We start from the raw sequence: 19,659 nt of genomic DNA, 5'->3' as shown, positions 1-19,659 counted from the left end.
AACGAAAACAAATCAAAAGACCGCACGGAGAAAGCCCCAGGGCTGTCTCACGTTCAAATGCCGAGGTGCAACAAAGCGAACGGAAAAACGGGGACCTGAAAGTCCAGCGAAAGACCAGAGCCAAAGCGCGAAAATCTCAAGTCCTGATCACGGGTCGGATCCCGGTGAAAATCGGCAGCAGGTCCATTCGCTATTCTGAAGGGCTGACAGCAGCGGGTATCGAGCCGTCTGTCGAAAGCGTTGGCGTCAGTTACGACAATGCACTCGCCGAAACGATCGACGGTTTTTACAAGGCCGAGGTCATCCATCGGCCGGGACACTATCGAAACTTCGAAGCCGTGGCGTTCGCCAGGCTGGAATGGATCGACTGGTACATGAACCGCCGACGACGTCCGGAGCCTATCGGCACCCTACCGCAAACCGAGGCTGAAGAACGAGACTACGCCATGCTGGATCAGGCGGCCATGGCCGCAAAAGTTAAACCAAACGGTCTCCGGGAAACCCGGTGCGGTTCACCTTCCGTTGCTTGTGGGAATGACGTGTACCTTTGATGTCTCGATAACATGCTCAGACATAGCTTTCCTCGCCTCGAATCGGTTGTTGCCAGGCCCACGGACGCGCGATGCCGATTTAGGATCACTTGCTCTGTGATCTGGACCGAATACGCAAGAAACAGACTCGTCGGCAGTGAGTTGAGGTCAACCATTTCCTGGATTGGTCGGACCTCAATCCTCCCCCAAAACGACTTCCGGCATCATCCGCGAATAAACTGAACGAAGATGTTGCTGCATCATCTGCATGGCCAGTTCTCCGTTTCTGGCCGTGATTGCGCGCACAATCGCATCGTGTTCGACAAAGCTGGTATAGCCGGGTCCGGGCTTGCGGGTATCGCGCGGTTGGCCCCAGACAATCGAGCGGCGTACCGAGTTCAACGTTTCGAAAAAATACAGGTAAAGCTGATTGCGTGTGCCGCGTGCGATCACGTGGTGCAGCTTGTTGTCCCAGGCTTCGTAAGCGCGCCAATCCTTTGCTTCGCAGCACTTCTCGGCGCATATTTTCATTTGTTCACAGTCGGATTTGCTCGCGTTTTTGGCCGCAAGCCGCGCCAGTTCCGGCTCAATGCTGTATCGGACCGTGATCACCTGTTCGGGCTTTATCTGGTCACGAAGGTAGGTAACATCCTGAAGGTTCAGGACGGGCCGCGAGCCAACAAATGTGCCGCGTCCGACATGCCGCCAGATCAACCCTTGCGCCTCCAGATCGGCAAGGGCCTTGCGCAGTTGGTTGCGTGTCGTGTCCAGACGTTTGCACAGTTCGCGCTCGGGCAAGATGCGGTCATTCAACCGATATCCGGCACTGTCGATCAGGTCACGCAGTCTTTGTGATACCGCGGTTGTCTCATTCATATCGCCACCCAATTTACTGATTGGTTGATTGAATTACAGCGAGAGTCAATCAACTCTTATCGGCAAGGTTAGCAAGAGATCGCAGGATATCGCGACACTCTGCTGCAAAAAAGACAGTGTCGGGAGGAAAATATCGTGCGACTAGCCACAGTGTCAGCGGGTGGAGAGCAAATGTGTGCGGCCGTTCTGAATGACGACCGCCTATTGAGCCTGTCCAAAGCCGCGCAGCATCTGACGGGAGCTGCCGCCGAGGCATTGAAGGCAAATTCAATGCTCCTTCTGATTGGCGGACCGCCAGAGACGCTCGATGTCGCTCGCAGTCTTGTGGCAGACGCCGAAGCCGGTGCTCTTGATACGGCAATTTTGACCGAAGGAGCAGAGTTGCTGGCGCCAATTCCGGTCATTCGCAAGAATGTTCTTTGTGTCGGGCGCAACTACACGGAACACATCGCCGAGGGGGACCGGGCACAAAAGCAAAAGGTCGGCGTAACCGAATATCCGGTTTTCTTCACCAAACCACCGACGTCCATCGTGGGCCCGGGGGGCGATGTGCTGACGTTTCCGAGCGTCTCAAAACAGACTGACTACGAAGTTGAACTGGCTGTGATTATCGGCACGCCGGGGCGCAATATCGCCAGGGCGGACGCAATGAAACACGTCTTCGGCTACACCATTTTGAATGACATCTCCGCCCGCGACGTCCAGCGCCGCCATGGCGGGCAGAATTTCAAGGGAAAGGCCTTTGACGGCTCGTGCCCCATGGGCCCCTGGATCGTGACCGCGGACGCTATCGAAGATCCTCATGCATTGCCGATTTCACTCACGGTGAATGGTGAGACCCGGCAGGACGGCAATACCGCGGACATGATTTTCGATATCGAGACACTCATCGCCTCGTTGTCGGAGGGGATGACTTTGGAGCCCGGTGACATCATCGCGACCGGCACGCCGTCGGGCGTGGGATACGCCATGGACCCACCAAGTTTCCTAAAAGATGGCGATACCGTCACTTGTAAAATTTCAGGGATCGGCACGCTCACGAACTCGGTGCGCGCCGTATAAGCGATCTTCCGAAGACGCCGATAGGACGAGGGGGATTGGAAAGAACGCGAAGGGAGGACTAAGCGTTATGATGAATCGTAGAACATTTACGTCGTTGCTGTCGGCGGTGCCGGTAGCGGGACTGCTAGGAAAAGGTGCCTTTGCGCAAAGCCTGCGCGAAATCACTTTCGTGCAGCCGAGCCCGTCTGCCATCAACTCATTTCCGGTCTTCGTCGCCATCGGCGAAGGTTATTTTGAAGACGAAGGCCTGAACGTTACGGTCGAAGCCATCAACGGTTCGGGTGCGGTTTTGCAGGCATTGTCGGCAGGGCAAGCGCACTTTGGCCGTCCGGGCCCCGGCCCGATGATCGCAGCGCGCTCGCGCGGCGTGAACGCCGTGCATATCTACAACGTGGCTGCACGGAGCAACTTTGGAATCGCGGTCCAGGAAGGATCCGACTACCAGTCGATCGAGGACCTGCGCGGCAAAGTTATCGGGACCGGTACAGCGGACGGTGCCGAGGTGGGCTTTGCCCGCAACGTGCTGTCGAGTGCCGGAATGGTCGAAGGCACCGACTTTGAGTTCCTCACTGTCGGTGACGGCGGCCCGGCAACCGCGGCGTTCCTGAACGGCGAGATTGACGCCTACTCTGCGTCCACCGCAGATACCGCCGTTCTCAACCAGCGCGGCATGAAGGTGCGTGACATCACGCCCGCCGAGTTCGGCCGCTTCTTCGGCAACGGTATTGCCACCATGGCCGATACGATCGCAAACGACCGTGAGCTTGTCGAAGGTTGGAGCCGGGCCTTTGCCAAGGGCCATGCCTTTGCACTTGACGATGCCAATCGCGATGCTGTCCTTGCCCACCTTGCTGCAGGCAACCCGCAGGAAGGTGAAGACAAGGAGTTCCAGGCGGCACTGTTCGACGCGGTACGCTCCAAGACGATTGCTGGTGGCGACAGCCCGCATCTCGGCTGGTATCCGGCGCAAGTCTGGGAAGAGTGGCAGGATGCTCTTGTCGCTGGCAATGAAATCTCAGGTCCTCTCGACGATCTGAGCGCGGTTTGGACCAATGAGTTCGCTGAACTCGGAAATTCGGCTGTCGGCAAATGAACGCCCCATTGGCATATGAATACTCCGGCGCATCATCTGATGCGCCGGTTTACGAGTTGACCAACGTCAGTAAAACCTATGCACGCAATTCGGTGGTCGCGCTGGAGAACGTGGATCTCACCTTGCGCCACGGGAGCTTCACGTCGATCATCGGATCAAGCGGTTGCGGGAAATCGACCCTGTTGAAGATCATGGCAGGTCTCATTCCTCCCACAAAAGGCCGTGTGGTCCTTCAGGACAAGCCTGTTACCGGCCCGCGGCGGGACATCGGAATGATGTTCCAGCAGGCCACGCTCTTCCCATGGAAGACTGCGGTTGAAAACATCGTGCTGCCGATCGAGATACGGGATGGAAAAGCGGCTGCCAAGAAAGCGAAGAAAAAGGCGCATGACCTTCTCGACATGGTCGGGCTGAAGGGGTTTGAGAACGTTTATCCCAACGAATTGTCTGGCGGCATGGCGCAGCGCGCCTCTATTTGCCGGATGCTGATTACTGAACCGGCGGTTCTGCTTCTGGACGAGCCGTTCAGCGCGCTCGACGAGCTGTCTCGCGACATGATGAATATGGAATTGCAAAGAATTTGCCGTGAGCAGGACGCGACGGCCTTTCTGGTCACCCATTCCATTCAAGAAGCGGTCATCCTGTCGGACGAGATCGTCGTGATGAAACCACGTCCTGGCCGAATTGCGGAGATCGTCAAGGTTGATCTGCCCCGGCCGCGCACGCTTGACTTGATGACGACACCGAGATTTGGCGAAATCGTGGATCACATTCGCAGCATGTTGGACAAGGGAGAAGGCATGTGACTGATGCGCCGATCAATCAGCAACCAGAAGCCGGGGCTGCGGACGATACCGTCTGGGTTCAGGAAGTTGCTTTCATCGATTCCATACCCCGCTGGATCGCCATGACATTTGTGTTCGTGGTTTTCATCGGCACATGGGATGTGGTGACGCGTCTCGAGCTCGTTTCGCCGATCATTTTGCCCACGCCGTGGGAAACCTTCGACGATATGATTTTTGTTGGAAGCAATCTTTTTAGCGGCGGCTATATGCTTGGCTCTCTTTGGATCACGATCCAGGAGGTTCTCTACGGCTTCGCGCTTGCCATCGCCATCGGCTTCTCGCTTGGCGTCCTCGTCGGCGAAACAGTGTTCGGGGAAAAAGCTGTCATGCCCTACCTGGTGGCCATCGACACCATGCCGAAGGTCGCCTTTGCGCCCCTCTTTGTGGCCTGGCTGGGCTTTGGCATCGAATCCAAAGTGTCGCTGGCGGCGTTTATCGCCACCTTCCCGATCGTGGTTGGAACGGCAGCGGGCCTTCACTCTGCTGATGAAAATGCCCGCATGCTCTTCAAGACCATGGGCGCGAGCCGGATGCAGACATTGATCAAGATGAAGCTTCCAACCGGGCTTCCGCAGATCTTCACAGGGCTCAAGATCGGCGCCGTTGGCGTGATGGCTGGCGCGATCACGGGCGAATTCCTGGGCGGCGGCAAAGGTTTTGGCGAACTGATCCGGGTCGCTGCATCCCAGCTCAATACGCCGCGCGTGTTCTCCTTGATCCTGTATCTGAGCCTCGTCGGGCTGGCGCTGTACCTGATCGTGCAATGGACGCAGCGCAAGGTCGTCTTCTGGCAGAAGGAATCCGTAGGTGCACACGATCACTGAAGCATCCACCATACCGGTGCATACCCTGCGCGATTTCGTTTCGGCGGCGCTGCAGTCGAAGGGCGTCCCGCATGATGATGCCGTCAAAGTCGCCACACTCATGGTAGAGGCGGACATCTTCGGGTATGGCACACACGGTGTTTTTCGCCTGCGGCAGTATCTGGCGCGTCTGGACGGGGGCGGCTGCAACCCGACCCCGTCGGTGACCGTGGCGCATGAAACAATTGCCACGGGGGTGATCGACGGGGACGACGGACTTGGTCATCTTGCAATGTCCACGGCGCGTGATCTGGCCATCGAAAAGGCACGCGCTGCCGGTATCGGCTGGGTTGGCGTTCGCCGCGGCAATCATGCCGGGCCCCTGGCGCTCTATGTGAGGCCACAAGCCGAGGCTGGTCTGCTTGGCATGGCGGCGGCAGTCGGAAGCGCGAACCACGTTCCTCCGTACGGGGGAACCGACCTTCTTCTTGGCACCAACCCGATTGCGTTTTCGGCGCCTGCCGCCGGTGCCGATCCCTTCGTATTCGACATGGCCACCACCGTTGCAGCGATGGGAAAGATCAAGACGCTTCTGCAACAGGGCAAGGAGATGCCGGAAGGCTGGATGGTTGGGCGGGACGGTAAACCGCTTACGGATCCAACCCGGAAATCGGAGGGCTTCCTCCTGCCGATCGGCGGCGCGAAAGGGTTCGGCCTGTCGGTTGCAATCGGGCTAATGGCAGGTGTCCTCAACGGGGCTGCCTTCGGATCAGACGTCGTCGATTTCACGAACGACACGACCTCTTCCACAAATACCGGAATGTTTGTCATGGCACTTGATCCTGTCGCCTTTGGAATTGGGGACGATTTTGCGAGCACCGCCAGCCGGGTCTTTGACGAGATGCGTGCCTCGGAGCCGCTTCCGGGTCATGATCCCGTGCGTTTGCCGGGTGACGGCAAGACCGCGGCAGCTGATGCGCGCCGGACCAACGGCCTTGCCCTGAACCCCGCTCTGCGGCGCGACCTGAATGTGCTTGCTGCTGATTGCGGGTTGCCAGCTCCGTTTCCGGATGAACGCGCAAAAGGCTGAGAATGCGTTTGTTCGGAGCGCTTCCGCGTGAGAAGCGATGCCGGCGATGTCATTCTGACAGCGGCAAGTCAAAGGCACACTGAGACCAGTGAGCCTTAAACGGCTTCAACGTCGGGTGCGTTCTGCAACCAGCGCAGCACCGAAGTTTGCTTGTTTTTCATGTGAACAAACAAGATTGACGCCAGCTTCTTGCCATCGCGCGCTTCCAGCGTTCGAATGATTTCATTGTGTTCGTCCACGGCTTCGCGCCAGCGCTCGTCAGACATATTGGCCGCATATCGTGCGCGCAGCATACGTGCTGACAAAGCCATGCTGGAGTTGGCCAGGGTCTCGTTTCTTGCCGCAGAAAGTATGCCTAGATGGATTTCCTGGTTCAACTTGAAATACGCGGCCAAGTCCTTGTCACGATAGCTTTGTATCATTGCGTCGTGAAGTGAGCGGATCTTGGTGATTTCCTCATCAGAGATCTTTTCGCAGGCCAACTCCCCCGACAGGCCCTCAAGAACGGCGAGCACCGGAAACACCTCTTCGACCTCTTCCATTGTGACGGCGGTGACCCATGCTCCGCGATTTGGTTCCAATCGGACCAACCCCTCTGCGGCCAAAACCTTCAACGCTTCGCGCAATGGGGTCCGTGATACACTGAATTGTTCGCAAAGGGCCTTTTCCGGGACCTTTTTGCCCGCGGCCATCTGGCCTTCAATGATCAAAGGACGCAGACGCTCCACCAATTCAAGGTGAAGCGACCTTCGTTCGATTATCATGTTTGCGGATACATCAGTCATTTGCAGCGTTTACACTCGTTTCAGTGCCAAGTCGAGAAGTCGGGCTATGTGCATCGGATTGCAATCGGTGTTATCTGCGATCTGGTGGCGACAAGACGTGCCATCGGCCACGATGATTGCATCACTGGATGCGGCGCGCGCAGCCGGGAGAACGTCCAGTTCGGCCATCTTTATCGACGTGTCATATGTGTCCACACCGTAGCCGAATGCGCCTGCCATGCCACAGCAGCTGCTTTCGATCTTGGTAACATTGGTGTCCGGCAAGAGGGCCAGCGTTCGTTCGATTGCCGGCATGACCCCCATTGCTTTCTGGTGGCAGTGCCCGTGCAACTTGACCTCAGGCGTCGGAGACTGAAGGCGCGAAACGAACTGCGGATTGTCCCTCTGATCGGCAATGAACTCCTCGAACATCAGGGCCAGTCTGGCGATCTTTGCACTGTCTTCTCCGGGCAACAACACCGGTATCTCGTCGCGAAGGGTCAGCAGGCAGCTTGGTTCCAAGCCGATGATGGGAATGCCAAGTTCTGCATAAGGCAAAAGAGCATCGACCAGCCGTTTGGCCTCTTGCCGCGCTTGGTCAACCAGTCCGACCGACAGAAACGTACGGCCACAACACAATGGACGGCTAGTGTCTGCAGGTTTCACCACATCAACCGAAACGCCGGCCGCGTTCAAAACCCTGACTGCCGCGCGCAGGTTTTCAGGCTCGAAATAGCGGTTGAAACTGTCCACAAACAGAGCGGCGTCCGGCGTTGAGGTCGCGCTGACCTCGGTGTCCTTGAACGGATTGGCGACCCAATTGGGCAAGGGGCGTTTTGCGGTGAAACCCGTCAATCGTTCTGTTGCTTTGGCCAAACCGGGCACCTTGTCCCGCAGGTTCAGCAGAAAAGGCAATTTTGCCGCCCAGGGCGCGTATCGCGGCAGATAGCCGACAAGCCGATCATGAATGCTCAGGCCGTGCTTTTTGGCGCGCGCAGAGAGCACCTCAATCTTCATCCGCGCCATATCCACGCCTGTCGGGCACTCGCGCTTGCAGCCCTTGCAGGACACGCAAAGCTTCATCGCATCCGCCATCTCTTCGGACACCAGTGCGTCAGGCCCAAGCTGTCCGGATATCGCAAGACGGAGGGTGTTGGCGCGACCGCGGGTCAGGTCTCGTTCCTTGCGCGTTACCCGAAACGAGGGACACATGACGCCCCCCTTCAGTTTGCGGCAGGCTCCATTGTTGTTGCACATTTCAACGGCGCCCTGAAATCCGCCATCTTTTCCGGACCACTCGGACCAATCCAGTTCGGTTTTCAGGTGTGAGGTCTGATAGTCCGGTCCATAGCGGAAAAGGCTACGGTCATCCATCTTCGGCGCATTGACGATTTTGCCTGGGTTGAACACGCCGGTCGGATCGAAACGATCCTTGACCTCCTTAAAGGTCGCGACCATCCGGGAGCCAAACATCTTTTCATGAAATTCCGAGCGGACGATGCCGTCACCATGTTCGCCTGAATGCGACCCCTTGTAGCGGGCGACAAGGTCAAAACATTCCTCGGCAATCGCGCGCATTGTGGCGACGTCATTGTCCAGCTTCAGGTTCAACACCGGGCGCACATGCAGACATCCGACCGACGCATGTGCGTACCAGGTGCCTGTGGTGCCGTGGCGTTCAAAAATCTCCGTAAGCCCGGCCGTGTAGGCGGCAAGGTCAGGCAGTTCGACCGCACAATCCTCGACAAACGACACGGGCTTCCCGGCGCTCTTCATGGACATCATTATGTTGAGGCCGGATTTGCGCAGTTCAGCGATCTGTCCCTGCAGGTCTGCATCCGTCACCGCGGTGACACCGCCCCAGGCCTTGCCGGTTCCGGTCCAGGAAAACCCGAGATCGCCCATCATCCGGTCGAGGTCTTTTAACTTTTGTGCCCCGTTGGCTTGCGTGAATTCCACCAGCAGCAAAGCCTCGGGCGTGCCTGTCACAAAATTTTCGATTGTCCTGGCAAAAAGCGGAATGTCCCGGGCCAGCGCGATCATCGTATGATCGACCAACTCAACGCCCTTGGGGTCAAGCGTCACCAGATGTTGTGCGGCATCCATTGCCTGATGGAAGGTCGAGAAGTGACACACGCCCAGGGCTTTGCCGTCCTGAAGCGGGGAGAGTTTCAGCTCGATCGCGGTTGTGTAGGCAAGCGTACCTTCCGAACCGACAAGAAGATGCGCCAGGTTCTGGGCGTTCGATCCAGAAGTCAGTGCGTCGATGTTGTAGCCACCCACGCGTCGCATGACATTGGGGAACCGGGCGGCGATTTCAGCCGTTTCTCTTTGGCCGATCGCAGCAAGATCCCTGGAGAGCGCGTTGTAGCCCGCGTTCTGGTCGGTAAGACCCGTTCCAAATCGGTGTTTGCTGCCATCGGCCAAAATCGCGTCGATCGACAGCACATTGTCCCGCATCATGCCGTATCGAATGGATTTCCCGCCGCAGGAGTTGTTCCCCGTCATCCCGCCAATGGTCGCGCGCGAAGCAGTTGAGACATCGACCGGGAACCAAAGCCCATGCGGTTTGAGCACCCGATTCAGTTCATCGAGCACGATGCCCGGGCGCACGACGCAGCGCCTGTTGGCGACATCAAGTTCGAGTATTTCGTTGAAATACTGAGTATTATCCAAAACCAGCGCTTCGTTGACGGTCTGGCCACACTGCGATGTACCCCCGCCGCGTGCCAGGATCGGCACACCTTGATCGCGTGCGCAGTCAATCGCCGCCAATATGTCGTCTTCTGATTTGGGTGCCAGCACGCCCACAGGCATCATCTGATAAATCGATGCGTCCGTTGCGTAGCGACCGCGCGAAAACGGATCGAACATCAGATCGCCCGACACTCTTTTGGAAAGCTCACGAGCAATATCGTTCAACGGTGGCGTCCTTGATCTGAAAAATCTTAAATTGAATTATGAATTAAAAATTGTATATTCACAACTTCAATGTCATTCTGTGATGCAAGTTGAAACGCAGGTCCCACAAGGTTCGATTTATGAGACAAGCTGGTCGTCATTTTCTGCAAATTCCCGGCCCGAGTTCGGTCCCGGATCGCATATTGCGCGCGATCTCCGGTCAAGTGATCGACCACAGGGGGCCAGCGTTCGCCAAAGTCGGTACACAGTCCCTGGAAGGGATCAAAACCATCTTCAAGACCGAACAGAACGTCGTGATCTATCCTTCGTCAGGGACCGGCGGATGGGAGGCAGCGCTTGTCAATGTGTTGTCGCCGGGCGACCGGGTGCTGATGTTTGAAACCGGACATTTTGCGACGTTGTGGAAAAAGATCGCCGAGAAACTTGGCTTGAAGCCCGAGTTCATTGAAGGCGATTGGCGCGGCGGTGCAGATCCGGACCAGATCGAGGCGTATCTGGCTGAAGACAGAAATCACGAGATCAAGGCCGTTTGCGTTGTTCACAACGAGACATCGACAGGATCCGTCTCGCCGATTGCTGCCGTCCGCAAGGCCATCGACAACGCCGGACATCCTGCGTTGTTCATGGTCGACACAATTTCGGGTCTCGCGTCGCTGGACTACCAGCACGACGAATGGGGCGTTGATGTCACCGTGTCCGGATCGCAAAAAGGGCTGATGTTGCCGCCGGGCCTTTCGTTCAACGCGATAAGTGCCAAGGCCATGGCGGCGAACGCGTCGGCCACGTTACAGCGATCATATTGGGATTGGGCGGACATGGTCGGTCCGAACAAAACAGGATACTTCCCGTATACGCCCGCCACGAACCTTCTTTACGGACTGAATGTCGCCATTGACATGTTGCACGAAGAAGGGCTGGAAAATGTCTTTGCCCGACATGCACGTCACGGGGCAGCTGCACGCGCTGCTGTTCGCGCCTGGGGCCTGGAAGTTCTTTGCAACAAGCAGGGGCAGGAAAGTGGCGTGCTGACGGCTGTTATGGTTCCGGAAGGCTATAGCGCGGATGGGTTCCGGGCAACGACCTTGGAACATTACGATATTTCTTTGGGTAACGGCCTGTCGAAGGTTGCCGATAAAGTGTTTCGCATTGGCCATCTCGGTGACTTCAACGACCTCATGTTGGTCGCAACACTGGCAGGCGTTGAAATGGGTCTGGCAAAGGCCAAAATTCCCCACAACGATGGGGGAGTCGGAGCTGCGATGGCGTTGCTGGAGGGCACGCAGATCGCGGCAGAGTGACGAAAGCAGTCACATTTCCTAGGGAGGAATCACTCATGACCATCAAAGCAATTCTTATTGCCGCATCCGCTGCGATTGGCGGAACAAGCGGTGCCTTCGCCGCCGACATCACGCTGAAGTTTGGCCATGTCGGCAATCCTGGTTCGCTGTTTGAAGCAAGCGTCGACAATTTCGCGGAATGTGTGAATTCGTCGATGGGCGGCAAAGTCGAGGTGCAGACCTTCGGCTCTTCTCAGTTGGGCAAGGACAAGGAGCTCTTGCAAAGGCTCAAGCTGGAGCAGATCGACTTCGCGCTTCCGTCATCCGTTATGTCTTCCGTCGATGATGCGTTCGGCGTTTTCGAGATGCCCTACATCATCCGTGACCGCGACCACATGCGCCGTGTCCAAGACGCGATGATGGACAAGTTTCAGGCGGCTGCAAACGGTGGCGGATTTCACATCGTTGGCCTGGCCGAGAACGGCTTCCGCCACATCACCAACAACACGCGGCCAATCAATGTGCCGAGTGACCTCGAAGGCATCAAACTTCGCACGCCCAATGGCGTGTGGCGGGTCAAGATGTTCTCGGAATACGGCGCAAACCCGACCCCAATGGCCTTCTCGGACGTGTTTACCGCGTTGCAAACCGGCGTGATGGACGGCCAGGAAAACCCCTATGCGCAGATCGCATCCGCGAAGTTCCAGGAAGTCCAGAAGTACCTGTCAATTACTGGGCATGTCTACACACCTGCCTATATCCTCGCTTCGCAGAAGGGGTTCGCGAAGCTGCCGGAGGATGTCCAGGCCGGTCTGTCCGCCTGTGCGGCGTCCACGCAGGACTTCACCTACGAAAGAGCGGCCCAACTGGAAACCGAATTGCTGGAGGTCATCAAGGCTGCCGGTGTCGAGGTGAATGAGGCTGACAAGGATGCATTCGTCGAGGCCTCTGCGCCGATCTACAGTGCATTCGCCGCCGAAGTTGAAGGCGGGCAGGAAATGATTGACCTGGTTCTGGGCCTGGCGAACTCAAACTGACGCTTGTAACGGGCAGCGGGCAATCCGCTGCCCATTTGTTCCTGTGGCTATACAGATCCGCGTGAGCGCCCCTTTGGCTCCTGCAAGAAGACAAGGCCCGACGTGCACCAGCTTTCAAACTCACTCCTACCTCGGATTGTCACAACCCTCGGCAAAGTGCTGGAATGGATCACGATCTCGCTGATGGTGCTGCTGACCATCGTCGTGGTTTCGGCGGTGATTGCACGGATCTCGGGTCAGAGTTTCTCGTGGTACGATGAAGTTGCCGCGATCATGCTCGCCTGGATAACTTATTATGGCTCGGCGCTTGCGGCACTTCACCGTCGTCACATCGGGTTTGACACAGTGCTTCTGGCGATGCCGGTCAAGGCACGTCTGGCTGCCTTGCTGGTGGGCGAGGCAATCGTGTTGATCTTCTTTGTGCTGATGGCACGAGCCGGGCTTCAGGTTCTCGAAGTGCTCGCGGGTGACACGCTGATCTCGCTGACCTGGGTTCCGGTTCAATTCACCCAGTCGATTATTCCGATCGGCGCGATCCTGTTCATCCTGTGCCAGCTTCTCAGCTTGCCGAGTTACTGGGAAGCTACCGCTGACGGTGTTTCCCTGGAACACGCGGAGATCGAGGAAGAGGTTGAGGCTGAGATGGTCAAGAACAAGGATCGTACCTGATGCTGATTGCCGCGATCTTCTGCGCCCTGCTGGCGATGATTTGCATCAATGTGCCAATTGCAGTTTCGCTGGCCATGTGCGGCGTGATCGGACTCCTGGTGACCGAGGGCACAGGCAGTCTGGTCACTATTGCCCTGGACATGTATGACGGATCCACCAAGTTTTCATTGATCGCGATTCCGATGTTTGTATTGGCTGGTGCCATTATGAATGCAGGCGGGATCACGGATCGGCTGATCAATTTTGTGTCCGCGATCATCGGCTTCATCCGTGGCGGTCTGGCGATGGTCAACATTGGCGTGTCGCTGTTCTTTGCAGAGATCTCGGGATCGGCTGTGGCCGATGTCGCTGCAATGGGCTCGATCCTGATTCCACAAATGAAAAAGCGCGGGTACTCAAAGGAGTTTTCCGCCGCTGTCACGTCGTCCTCTGCCTCTCTGGCGATCATCATTCCGCCGTCGATCCCCATGATCCTTTATGCCGCCTCCGCGAACACCTCAGTCGAGCAATTGTTTGTGGCCGGCGTTGTGCCGGGACTCCTGGGTGCTGCCGGGTTGATGGGCGTCGCCTATGCTTTCGCCAAACGCTATGACTATCCGGTGGAAGAGGCATTCAACCTTCCGCGCGTCCGCGAGACTTTCAAGGACGCAATGCCGGCTTTTGCGTTGCCGGTAATCATTCTGGGCGGGATTTTCGGCGGATTTGTCACGGCAACAGAGGCCGCAGGCCTGGCCGTGCTTGCCGCACTTGTTGTCTCTGCCTGGTATCGCAACCTGAACTTGGGGCATTTGCGCCGCGCAATGCTTGACGGCGGCATTCAAACAGCCGTGGTCATGCTTTTGGTTGCCGCATCGGTTCTTATGGGCGGCTTCTTGACCCGCGCGCAGATCCCTCAGCAACTGGCTGAAGGCATTCTGTCTGTCACAACGCAGCAATGGGCGATCTTGCTGATCCTGAATTTCTTTTTCCTGATCATCGGGTTCTTTCTGCATTCGGCCGCCGCGATCATTCTGGTTGTCCCGATCGTGATCCCGCTGATCTCCGCCGCGGGCATTGATCCCGTGCATTTTGGTCTTGTCGTCACCCTGAACCTTGCAATTGGCCAACAGACACCGCCGGTCGCATCCGTTCTGATCACGTCCTGCTCGGTGGCGCGGGCGAATATCTGGGACGTGTCCAAGGTGAATATCTGGTTTGTCTTGGTCCTGTTGGCGGTGCTGATGCTCTGCACTTATGTGCCGGCGGTGCCGATGTTCCTCGTTGAGTATTTCTATCGATGACCGAAGACCTTACCCAACACCTGAGTGACGGTGTCTTGTGGGTGGCGTTCAACCGCCCGGAGACGCGCAACGCGCTGACATTTGCGATGTACGACGCGCTCGCAAATCTCTGCACGTCGCTGCCAACCAACGGATCGGTCCGGGCCATCGTCATTTCCGGCAAGGGCGGAAAGGCGTTCGCGGCCGGCACTGACATGAGCCAGTTCCGCGATTTCAAGACTGCGCAGGACGCGCTGGACTACGAAGCCCGCATCGCGCAAGCGCTGGACGACCTGGAGCGTTGTCCGGTACCGACGATCGCAGCGATCAATGGGGCGTGCACAGGCGGCGGCGCCGCGATTGCGGCGGCGTGTGATCTGCGTATCACCTCTGCCAGCCTCAAGTTCGGGTTTCCTATCGCACGCACCTTGGGGAACTGCCTTGCCAGCGATAACCTTGCCCGCCTGTCGGATCTGATGGGAGCAGGCCGCGTTCGCGAAATCATCTTCACTGCGCGGCTGATCCTGACTGAAGAAGCCCAGGCGATTGGCTTGGTGAGTGAGGTTCTGCCGGATGAGGAGGCGCTTATGGCTCGCGCCGGGGAACTGGCGCAACTGGTCGGCACCATGGCGCCCCTGACCTTGCGCTCCACAAAAGAGGCCATGCGGCGCCGGCGTGCCGCGATTAAGGTTGAAGACGACGACCTGATCGCGATGTGTTACACCAGCGATGATTTCCACATTGGCATCGAGTCATTCCTGAGCAAATCCAGACCGGAGTGGACCGGAAAATGACGGCCGCAACCGGGCCCTTGACCGGTATGAAGGTCGTCGAGCTTGCGCATATCATGGCAGGTCCGGTGTGTGGCCTGATGCTGGCGGACATGGGCGCGGATGTCATCAAGGTGGAAAAGCCACAAGGCGATGATTCTCGCCGGTTTGTCCCACCCCAGATTGAAGGCGAATCCGCCGCCTTCATGATGATGAACCGCAATAAGCGGGGAATAGCGCTGAACCTCAAGGACCCGTCGGCGCGAGACGTATTGCACAAGCTCCTTTCAGATGCGGATGTCGTGATAGAAAATTATCGCTTGGGCACAATGGAACGGCTGGGTCTTGGCTATGACGATCTGGCGGCAATCAACCCGCGCCTGATCTATTGCGAAATCTCCGGATTTGGACGTACTGGCCCGTACGCGGAACGCGGGGGTTTTGATCTGATTGCCCAGGGCATGGCCGGTCTGATGTCGATCACCGGCGAGGGACCGGGGCGTCCGCCGATCAAAGTGGCCGCACCGATTTCAGACATCAATGCCGGTATTCTGGCGGCCATGGGTGTGAGCGCGGCATACGCAAACGCGATGAAGACCGGCCGGGGTCAAAAAGTCGACACGTCGCTGTTTGAGGCTGCGATTGTGCAAACATACTGGCAATCGGCGATTGCTTTTTCCACCAGTGAAAATCCCCAGCCGCTTGGCTCCGCGCATCCGCTTAATGCGCCTTACCAGGCGTTCGCGACCAGCGACGGCTGGATCAATGTTGGTGCCGCGAACCAGCGCAACTGGCTCCGTTTGCTGGATGTCATTGATACACCTGAGCTTGATGCGGATCCGAGGTTTGCGTCGAACCTGGCGCGGATGCAAAACCTGCCCGCGCTCGTCGAAATCCTGAATGAAAAACTGCAGCGGGACACGACCGCCAACTGGTTGGCCAAGATGGAAGCGGCGGCGCTTCCAGCCGGTCCGGTGCTGGGCATTCTGGAGATGCACGAGGACCCTCAGGCGGTCGCGCGTGATATGATCGTGGAGACAAGTCACCTCATCGCGGGCGATGTCAAAACCATTGGACACCCGGTCAAATTCAGCAAAACACCTGCCAAAGTTGCCAGAGCCGCTCCGGTGTTGGGACAGCATAGCCGAGAGGTGTTGGAAAAGCTTGGGTATGATCAAGAAACTGTCGCAAGCCTGATAGAAAGCGGGGCCGTCATAGCGGCGTAGTCTGCCAATAGGCCAGGGTGAACACGCAGATCGGGGATCGGAATGAAACTTGCTTTAGATGCAGCGCAAAAAATTGTCTCGGCCGCATTGGACTGGCGGCGCGCCCATGAGATGAAACCCATCACAATCGCGGTTCTCGACAGCGGTGGATTCTTGATTGCGCTGGCCCGCGAAGATGGCACCAGCAATCTGCGTCCTGACATTGCGCAGGGCAAGGCGCGGGGGGCTATCGGTATGGGGCTTGGCTCGCGTGCCCTGTTTGAACGGGCAAAGTCACAGCCCTATTTTATTCAGGCAATGAACAGCATTGCCGAAGGATCGCTGGTGCCGGTTCCCGGTGGTGTTCTGATCAAAGAGGATGGCGAAGTCCTCGGGGCAGTTGGAATAACCGGTGACTCGTCCGACAATGACGAAACCTGCGCAATCGCAGCAATAGAGGCCGCCGGATTTACGGCAGACGGAGGCTAATCGACACCCGGCTGGCGCGGGAACGGTCACGCGGCCCCAACGTCCGGCCCTTGGCGTACTTGCCCGTGGGGTCGTGGATCTTGACATGTCCGGGCCCCATCAAGAAGGGCAAAGCCCGACGCAGAAGCGCAGAAAACCCAAATCCTGATCACGGGTCGGTTCCCGGTGAAAATCGGCCATGATGCCTTGTGCTCAGGTATTTGGCTTGATATGTTATCGATAACTTTTTGAGCCGCCCGGAATAGAGCATGACATTTTTTAAAGACATGAAATGTTTGACGCATCGAGGGGCGCTGGCGATGCTGGGCGCTGCAGTCGGCAAGGCCGAAGAGATCGGACAACCCCAGTGCATCGTCATCGTCGATGCAAGCGGTGAGGTGCTGGCAGAAGTCCGGATGACAGGCGCCAAGTTTCTGAGCAGGAAAAGCGCTTTGGCGAAAGCGCTGACGGCGTCTTCGACTGGTGCCGAAACGGCGCGTATCCCGGAAGAGGTGCGCGCCCTGATCGGGCTTGCCACGGATGGCTGCGTGACAGGGCTGCCGGGCGGATTGCCGATTGTTGTCGAGGGCTGCCTGGTCGGAGGGATCGGTGTTGGATCCGGAACAGGTGAGCAGGACAGGGACGTCGCCCTGGCCGGCCTGCGCGCAATCGGAGCGGACTGTTGAGGTCTCGTTGCTTGCAACCGGGCTGTAGGGCGCTGCTATGGCGCGCCGGCTTGCTGCCGCAGGTCACGGCCCCTGCGAATGGGTCAGGACGGAAACCAGGTTCCGGGCGGCAGGTCTGCGGCGCGGCTTGAAAATATCGATGCTGCGAGGAGACTGGCGGAGTGCGTGCGAGACCGTTGTGTTCCGGTTGGAAACCACGCGAGGGGAGACCTCCATCACTCCGCCAATTTCAGGTGGCCGGCGCTCAGGCGAATGCGATCTGTGCCTTGACCGCCTGGCTTCTGTCACCGGCAATCTCGAACGCCGCAACCGCGTCTTCCAGCGGGAAGGTCTGGGTGATGAAGGGTTTGACATTGATCAGGCCCTTCTGCATCAGGCTGACGGCCACAGGAAATTCCTCGTGAAACCGGAACGAGCCTTTCAGTGACAGTTCCTTTGCCGTGATCGCCATCATCGGCAGGGACATGTCGCCGCCGAGGCCAAGTTGCAGGATCGTGCCGCCCGGGCGCATGGACGAGATCCCCGCGGCAAGGGCGGGCGCTGCGCCGGAACATTCGTAAAGCACATCGAACGTGCCCTTGTGGGGCATGAACCTGTCCAGGCCACTCGGGTCGTCCGCCATGTTGAGCGCCAGGTCGGCCCCTGCCTCCCGGGCCTTTGCCAGTGTAAACTCACTGAGGTCGGTGGCGACGATCAGGTCCGCACCGGCCCTGCGCGCGGCCAGAATGCACAGAATTCCGATCGGTCCGCAGCCGGTGACCAGAACCGACTTTCCCATCATGTCGCCGGCCTTGCGGGTTGCGTGCAGGCAGACCGACAGGGGCTCGGCCATGGCCGCTTCGCCGGCGGAAAGGCCGTCCGCGGGCGTGCACTGGCCGGCCTCGGCAACAAGAACCTGCCGGAATGCGCCCTGAATATGCGGAAAGGGCATTGCGCTGCCGTAAAAACGCATGTTGAGGCACTGGTTGTGCATGCCTTCATCGCAAAACCGGCACTTCCGGCAGGGCCGCGAGGGTGACACGGCGACCAGTTGGCCGGGTTCAAGCCCCGAAACACCGGCGCCAAGGGCCGTGATGTGCCCCGAGACCTCATGACCGAGGATCATCGGTTCCTTCAGGTGCACCGGACCGAAGCCGCCATGATTGAAATAGTGCAGATCCGAGCCGCAAATGCCGCCGGTCGACAGTCTGATCTGAACTTCGCCCGGGCCCGGCTGTGCTTCTTCACGATCTTCGATGCGCAGATCTTTTGCCGCGTGTATGACGATGGATTTCATGTAAGCCTCACAATACGGGGGTGAGCAGGTCCCTGCCTGCAAAATGCGCGCTGAGATTGTCGCGCACGAGCCGGCCCATGGCCTTCCTGGTTTCAATGGTGCCTGAAGCGTGGTGCGGCTGCAGCAGCACGTTGTCGAGCTCCAGGAACCTGGGGTTCAGCGCGGGTTCGCCTTCGAAGACATCAAGCGCTGCGGCGCCGAGCCGCTTGCTCTCCAGCGCGTCCAGTAGCGCGGCTTCGTCGATATTGGAGGCCCGGCTGATATTGATGATCATGCCGTCCGGACCGACGGCGTCGATCACCTGCCTGTTGACGATATGACGGGTCTGGGTGGACGCTGCGAGCGTGACAAACAGGAAATCGGCGTGTTCTGCCAGCTCCACCGGATCGGCGATGAAGGTCCAGTCTTGCCCGTAGTCTTTTTCGGAAATGTCCGAATAGGCGATGTCCAGGTCAAATCCCGCCAGGCGCTTTGCCACTTCAAACCCGATCCGACCGAGGCCAAGCACACCGGCTTTTCTTCCCCAGACCCGGCGTTTCAGCGGATAGAGCCCCTTTGCCTGCCAACTGCCGTCCCGCACCCAGGTCTCAGCGCCGACCATGCCCCGCGACTGGGCAAGCATCATGGCTATGCCGAGGTCTGCGACGTCGTTGGTCAGCACATCCGGCGTGTTGGTGACCCGGATGCCGTGGTCCTTGCAGGCCTCGAGGTCAACCGCATCAAAACCGACGCCATACACCGAGACGACTTCGAGATTGGGACAGGCCTCGATCATCGCACGGCTGGCGCCGAGCTCCCCGCGTGTCGCGATCCCGCGGATCCGCTCTCCGACTGAATTCAGATACGCATCCGGATCACCCGCCTCGAAATATCTGTGCAGGGTGAAGCTTTCCTCCAGCGGGACCTGGTCCCATTCCGGATACGGGCCGACCTGGAGAATGTCGGGTTTGGTCATTTTGATCCCTCCCTGGGTTGACAATTTATGTTATCGATAACATAACAAGAGAAAGTGTCAATCACTTCATGT

The 19,659-nt window shown here is 58.0% G+C and carries 18 protein-coding genes and 1 pseudogene; 14 read left to right on the top strand and 5 right to left on the bottom strand.

The features are described from left to right. Positions 1-551 (top strand): annotated as a pseudogene (locus WNZ15_RS11950) (hypothetical protein); the annotation flags it as partial. A gap of 174 nt (positions 552-725) precedes the next feature. Here WNZ15_RS11950 and WNZ15_RS11945 read toward each other — a convergent pair. Continuing rightward, positions 726-1,406: an FCD domain-containing protein gene (locus WNZ15_RS11945; RefSeq protein ID WP_342893190.1), complete on the bottom strand. Its 681-nt coding sequence runs from the start codon at positions 1,404-1,406 to the stop codon at positions 726-728. 171 nt (positions 1,407-1,577) lie between these two features. Here WNZ15_RS11945 and WNZ15_RS11940 point away from each other — a divergent pair, with 171 nt between their 5' ends. The 5 genes from WNZ15_RS11940 to WNZ15_RS11920 all read left to right on the top strand — a co-directional run bounded on the left by WNZ15_RS11940 (position 1,578) and on the right by WNZ15_RS11920 (position 6,299). Then, positions 1,578-2,468, top strand: coding sequence for a fumarylacetoacetate hydrolase family protein (locus WNZ15_RS11940; RefSeq protein WP_342893189.1), 891 nt, complete (start codon positions 1,578-1,580; stop codon positions 2,466-2,468). 67 nt (positions 2,469-2,535) lie between these two features. Further along, entirely contained in the window at positions 2,536-3,561 is a 1,026-nt protein-coding gene (locus WNZ15_RS11935) for an ABC transporter substrate-binding protein (protein ID WP_342893188.1), read from the top strand. After that, entirely contained in the window at positions 3,558-4,367 is an 810-nt protein-coding gene (locus WNZ15_RS11930; protein WP_342893187.1) for an ABC transporter ATP-binding protein, read from the top strand. Before WNZ15_RS11935 ends, WNZ15_RS11930 begins: the two co-directional genes overlap by 4 nt. After that, the gene (locus tag WNZ15_RS11925) at positions 4,364-5,230 is read left to right on the top strand and encodes an ABC transporter permease (protein ID WP_342893186.1); all 867 of its coding nucleotides are present in this window, start codon (positions 4,364-4,366) and stop codon (positions 5,228-5,230) included. The genes WNZ15_RS11930 and WNZ15_RS11925 overlap by 4 nt, the downstream gene beginning before the upstream one ends. Beyond that, entirely contained in the window at positions 5,214-6,299 is a 1,086-nt protein-coding gene (locus WNZ15_RS11920) for an Ldh family oxidoreductase (RefSeq protein ID WP_342893185.1), read from the top strand. Before WNZ15_RS11925 ends, WNZ15_RS11920 begins: the two co-directional genes overlap by 17 nt. A 95-nt stretch (positions 6,300-6,394) precedes the next feature. Here WNZ15_RS11920 and WNZ15_RS11915 read toward each other — a convergent pair whose 3' ends face one another. Continuing rightward, positions 6,395-7,084: a GntR family transcriptional regulator gene (locus WNZ15_RS11915; RefSeq protein ID WP_342893184.1), complete on the bottom strand. Its 690-nt coding sequence runs from the start codon at positions 7,082-7,084 to the stop codon at positions 6,395-6,397. Positions 7,085-7,093: 9 nt separating this feature from the next. Continuing rightward, a complete protein-coding gene (locus tag WNZ15_RS11910) occupies positions 7,094-9,937 on the bottom strand; it encodes an FAD-binding and (Fe-S)-binding domain-containing protein (RefSeq protein ID WP_342893209.1) in 2,844 nt (947 codons plus the stop codon). Between the two features lie 167 nt (positions 9,938-10,104). Between WNZ15_RS11910 and WNZ15_RS11905 the strand changes: the two genes are divergently transcribed. From WNZ15_RS11905 to WNZ15_RS11870, 8 genes are all read left to right on the top strand, one after another. Next, positions 10,105-11,283 carry an aminotransferase class V-fold PLP-dependent enzyme gene (locus WNZ15_RS11905; protein WP_342893183.1) on the top strand — a complete coding sequence of 393 codons (1,179 nt, stop codon included), beginning with the start codon at positions 10,105-10,107 and terminating at the stop codon, positions 11,281-11,283. Then, complete coding sequence (locus WNZ15_RS11900; protein ID WP_342893182.1) at positions 11,280-12,299, top strand: TRAP transporter substrate-binding protein; 1,020 nt, start codon at positions 11,280-11,282, stop codon at positions 12,297-12,299. The genes WNZ15_RS11905 and WNZ15_RS11900 overlap by 4 nt, the downstream gene beginning before the upstream one ends. A 156-nt stretch (positions 12,300-12,455) precedes the next feature. Further along, a complete protein-coding gene (locus WNZ15_RS11895; protein ID WP_342893181.1) occupies positions 12,456-12,968 on the top strand; it encodes a TRAP transporter small permease subunit in 513 nt (170 codons plus the stop codon). Then, positions 12,968-14,248 carry a TRAP transporter large permease gene (locus WNZ15_RS11890; RefSeq protein ID WP_342893180.1) on the top strand — a complete coding sequence of 427 codons (1,281 nt, stop codon included), beginning with the start codon at positions 12,968-12,970 and terminating at the stop codon, positions 14,246-14,248. The genes WNZ15_RS11895 and WNZ15_RS11890 overlap by 1 nt, the downstream gene beginning before the upstream one ends. Beyond that, complete coding sequence (locus tag WNZ15_RS11885; protein WP_342893179.1) at positions 14,245-15,021, top strand: enoyl-CoA hydratase; 777 nt, start codon at positions 14,245-14,247, stop codon at positions 15,019-15,021. Before WNZ15_RS11890 ends, WNZ15_RS11885 begins: the two co-directional genes overlap by 4 nt. Further along, positions 15,018-16,223: a CaiB/BaiF CoA-transferase family protein gene (locus WNZ15_RS11880; RefSeq protein WP_342893178.1), complete on the top strand. Its 1,206-nt coding sequence runs from the start codon at positions 15,018-15,020 to the stop codon at positions 16,221-16,223. Before WNZ15_RS11885 ends, WNZ15_RS11880 begins: the two co-directional genes overlap by 4 nt. Positions 16,224-16,265: 42 nt before the next feature. Beyond that, on the top strand, positions 16,266-16,691 hold the full coding sequence (locus WNZ15_RS11875; protein WP_342893177.1) for a heme-binding protein: 426 nt from the start codon (positions 16,266-16,268) through the stop codon (positions 16,689-16,691). Positions 16,692-16,939: 248 nt separating this feature from the next. Then, entirely contained in the window at positions 16,940-17,356 is a 417-nt protein-coding gene (locus tag WNZ15_RS11870; RefSeq protein WP_342893176.1) for a heme-binding protein, read from the top strand. A gap of 244 nt (positions 17,357-17,600) precedes the next feature. Here WNZ15_RS11870 and WNZ15_RS11865 read toward each other — a convergent pair whose 3' ends face one another. Next, complete coding sequence (locus WNZ15_RS11865) at positions 17,601-18,632, bottom strand: L-idonate 5-dehydrogenase (protein WP_342893175.1); 1,032 nt, start codon at positions 18,630-18,632, stop codon at positions 17,601-17,603. Positions 18,633-18,639: 7 nt separating this feature from the next. Then, a complete protein-coding gene (locus tag WNZ15_RS11860; protein ID WP_342893174.1) occupies positions 18,640-19,587 on the bottom strand; it encodes a 2-hydroxyacid dehydrogenase in 948 nt (315 codons plus the stop codon). Positions 19,588-19,659: the final 72 nt, after the last annotated feature.

The sequence above is a fragment of the Roseibium sp. AS2 genome, from assembly GCF_038900065.1.
Taxonomy (GTDB): domain Bacteria; phylum Pseudomonadota; class Alphaproteobacteria; order Rhizobiales; family Stappiaceae; genus Roseibium.
The sequence above is the reverse complement of the archived record's forward strand: the minus strand, read 5'-3'. Positions and strand labels throughout refer to the sequence as shown.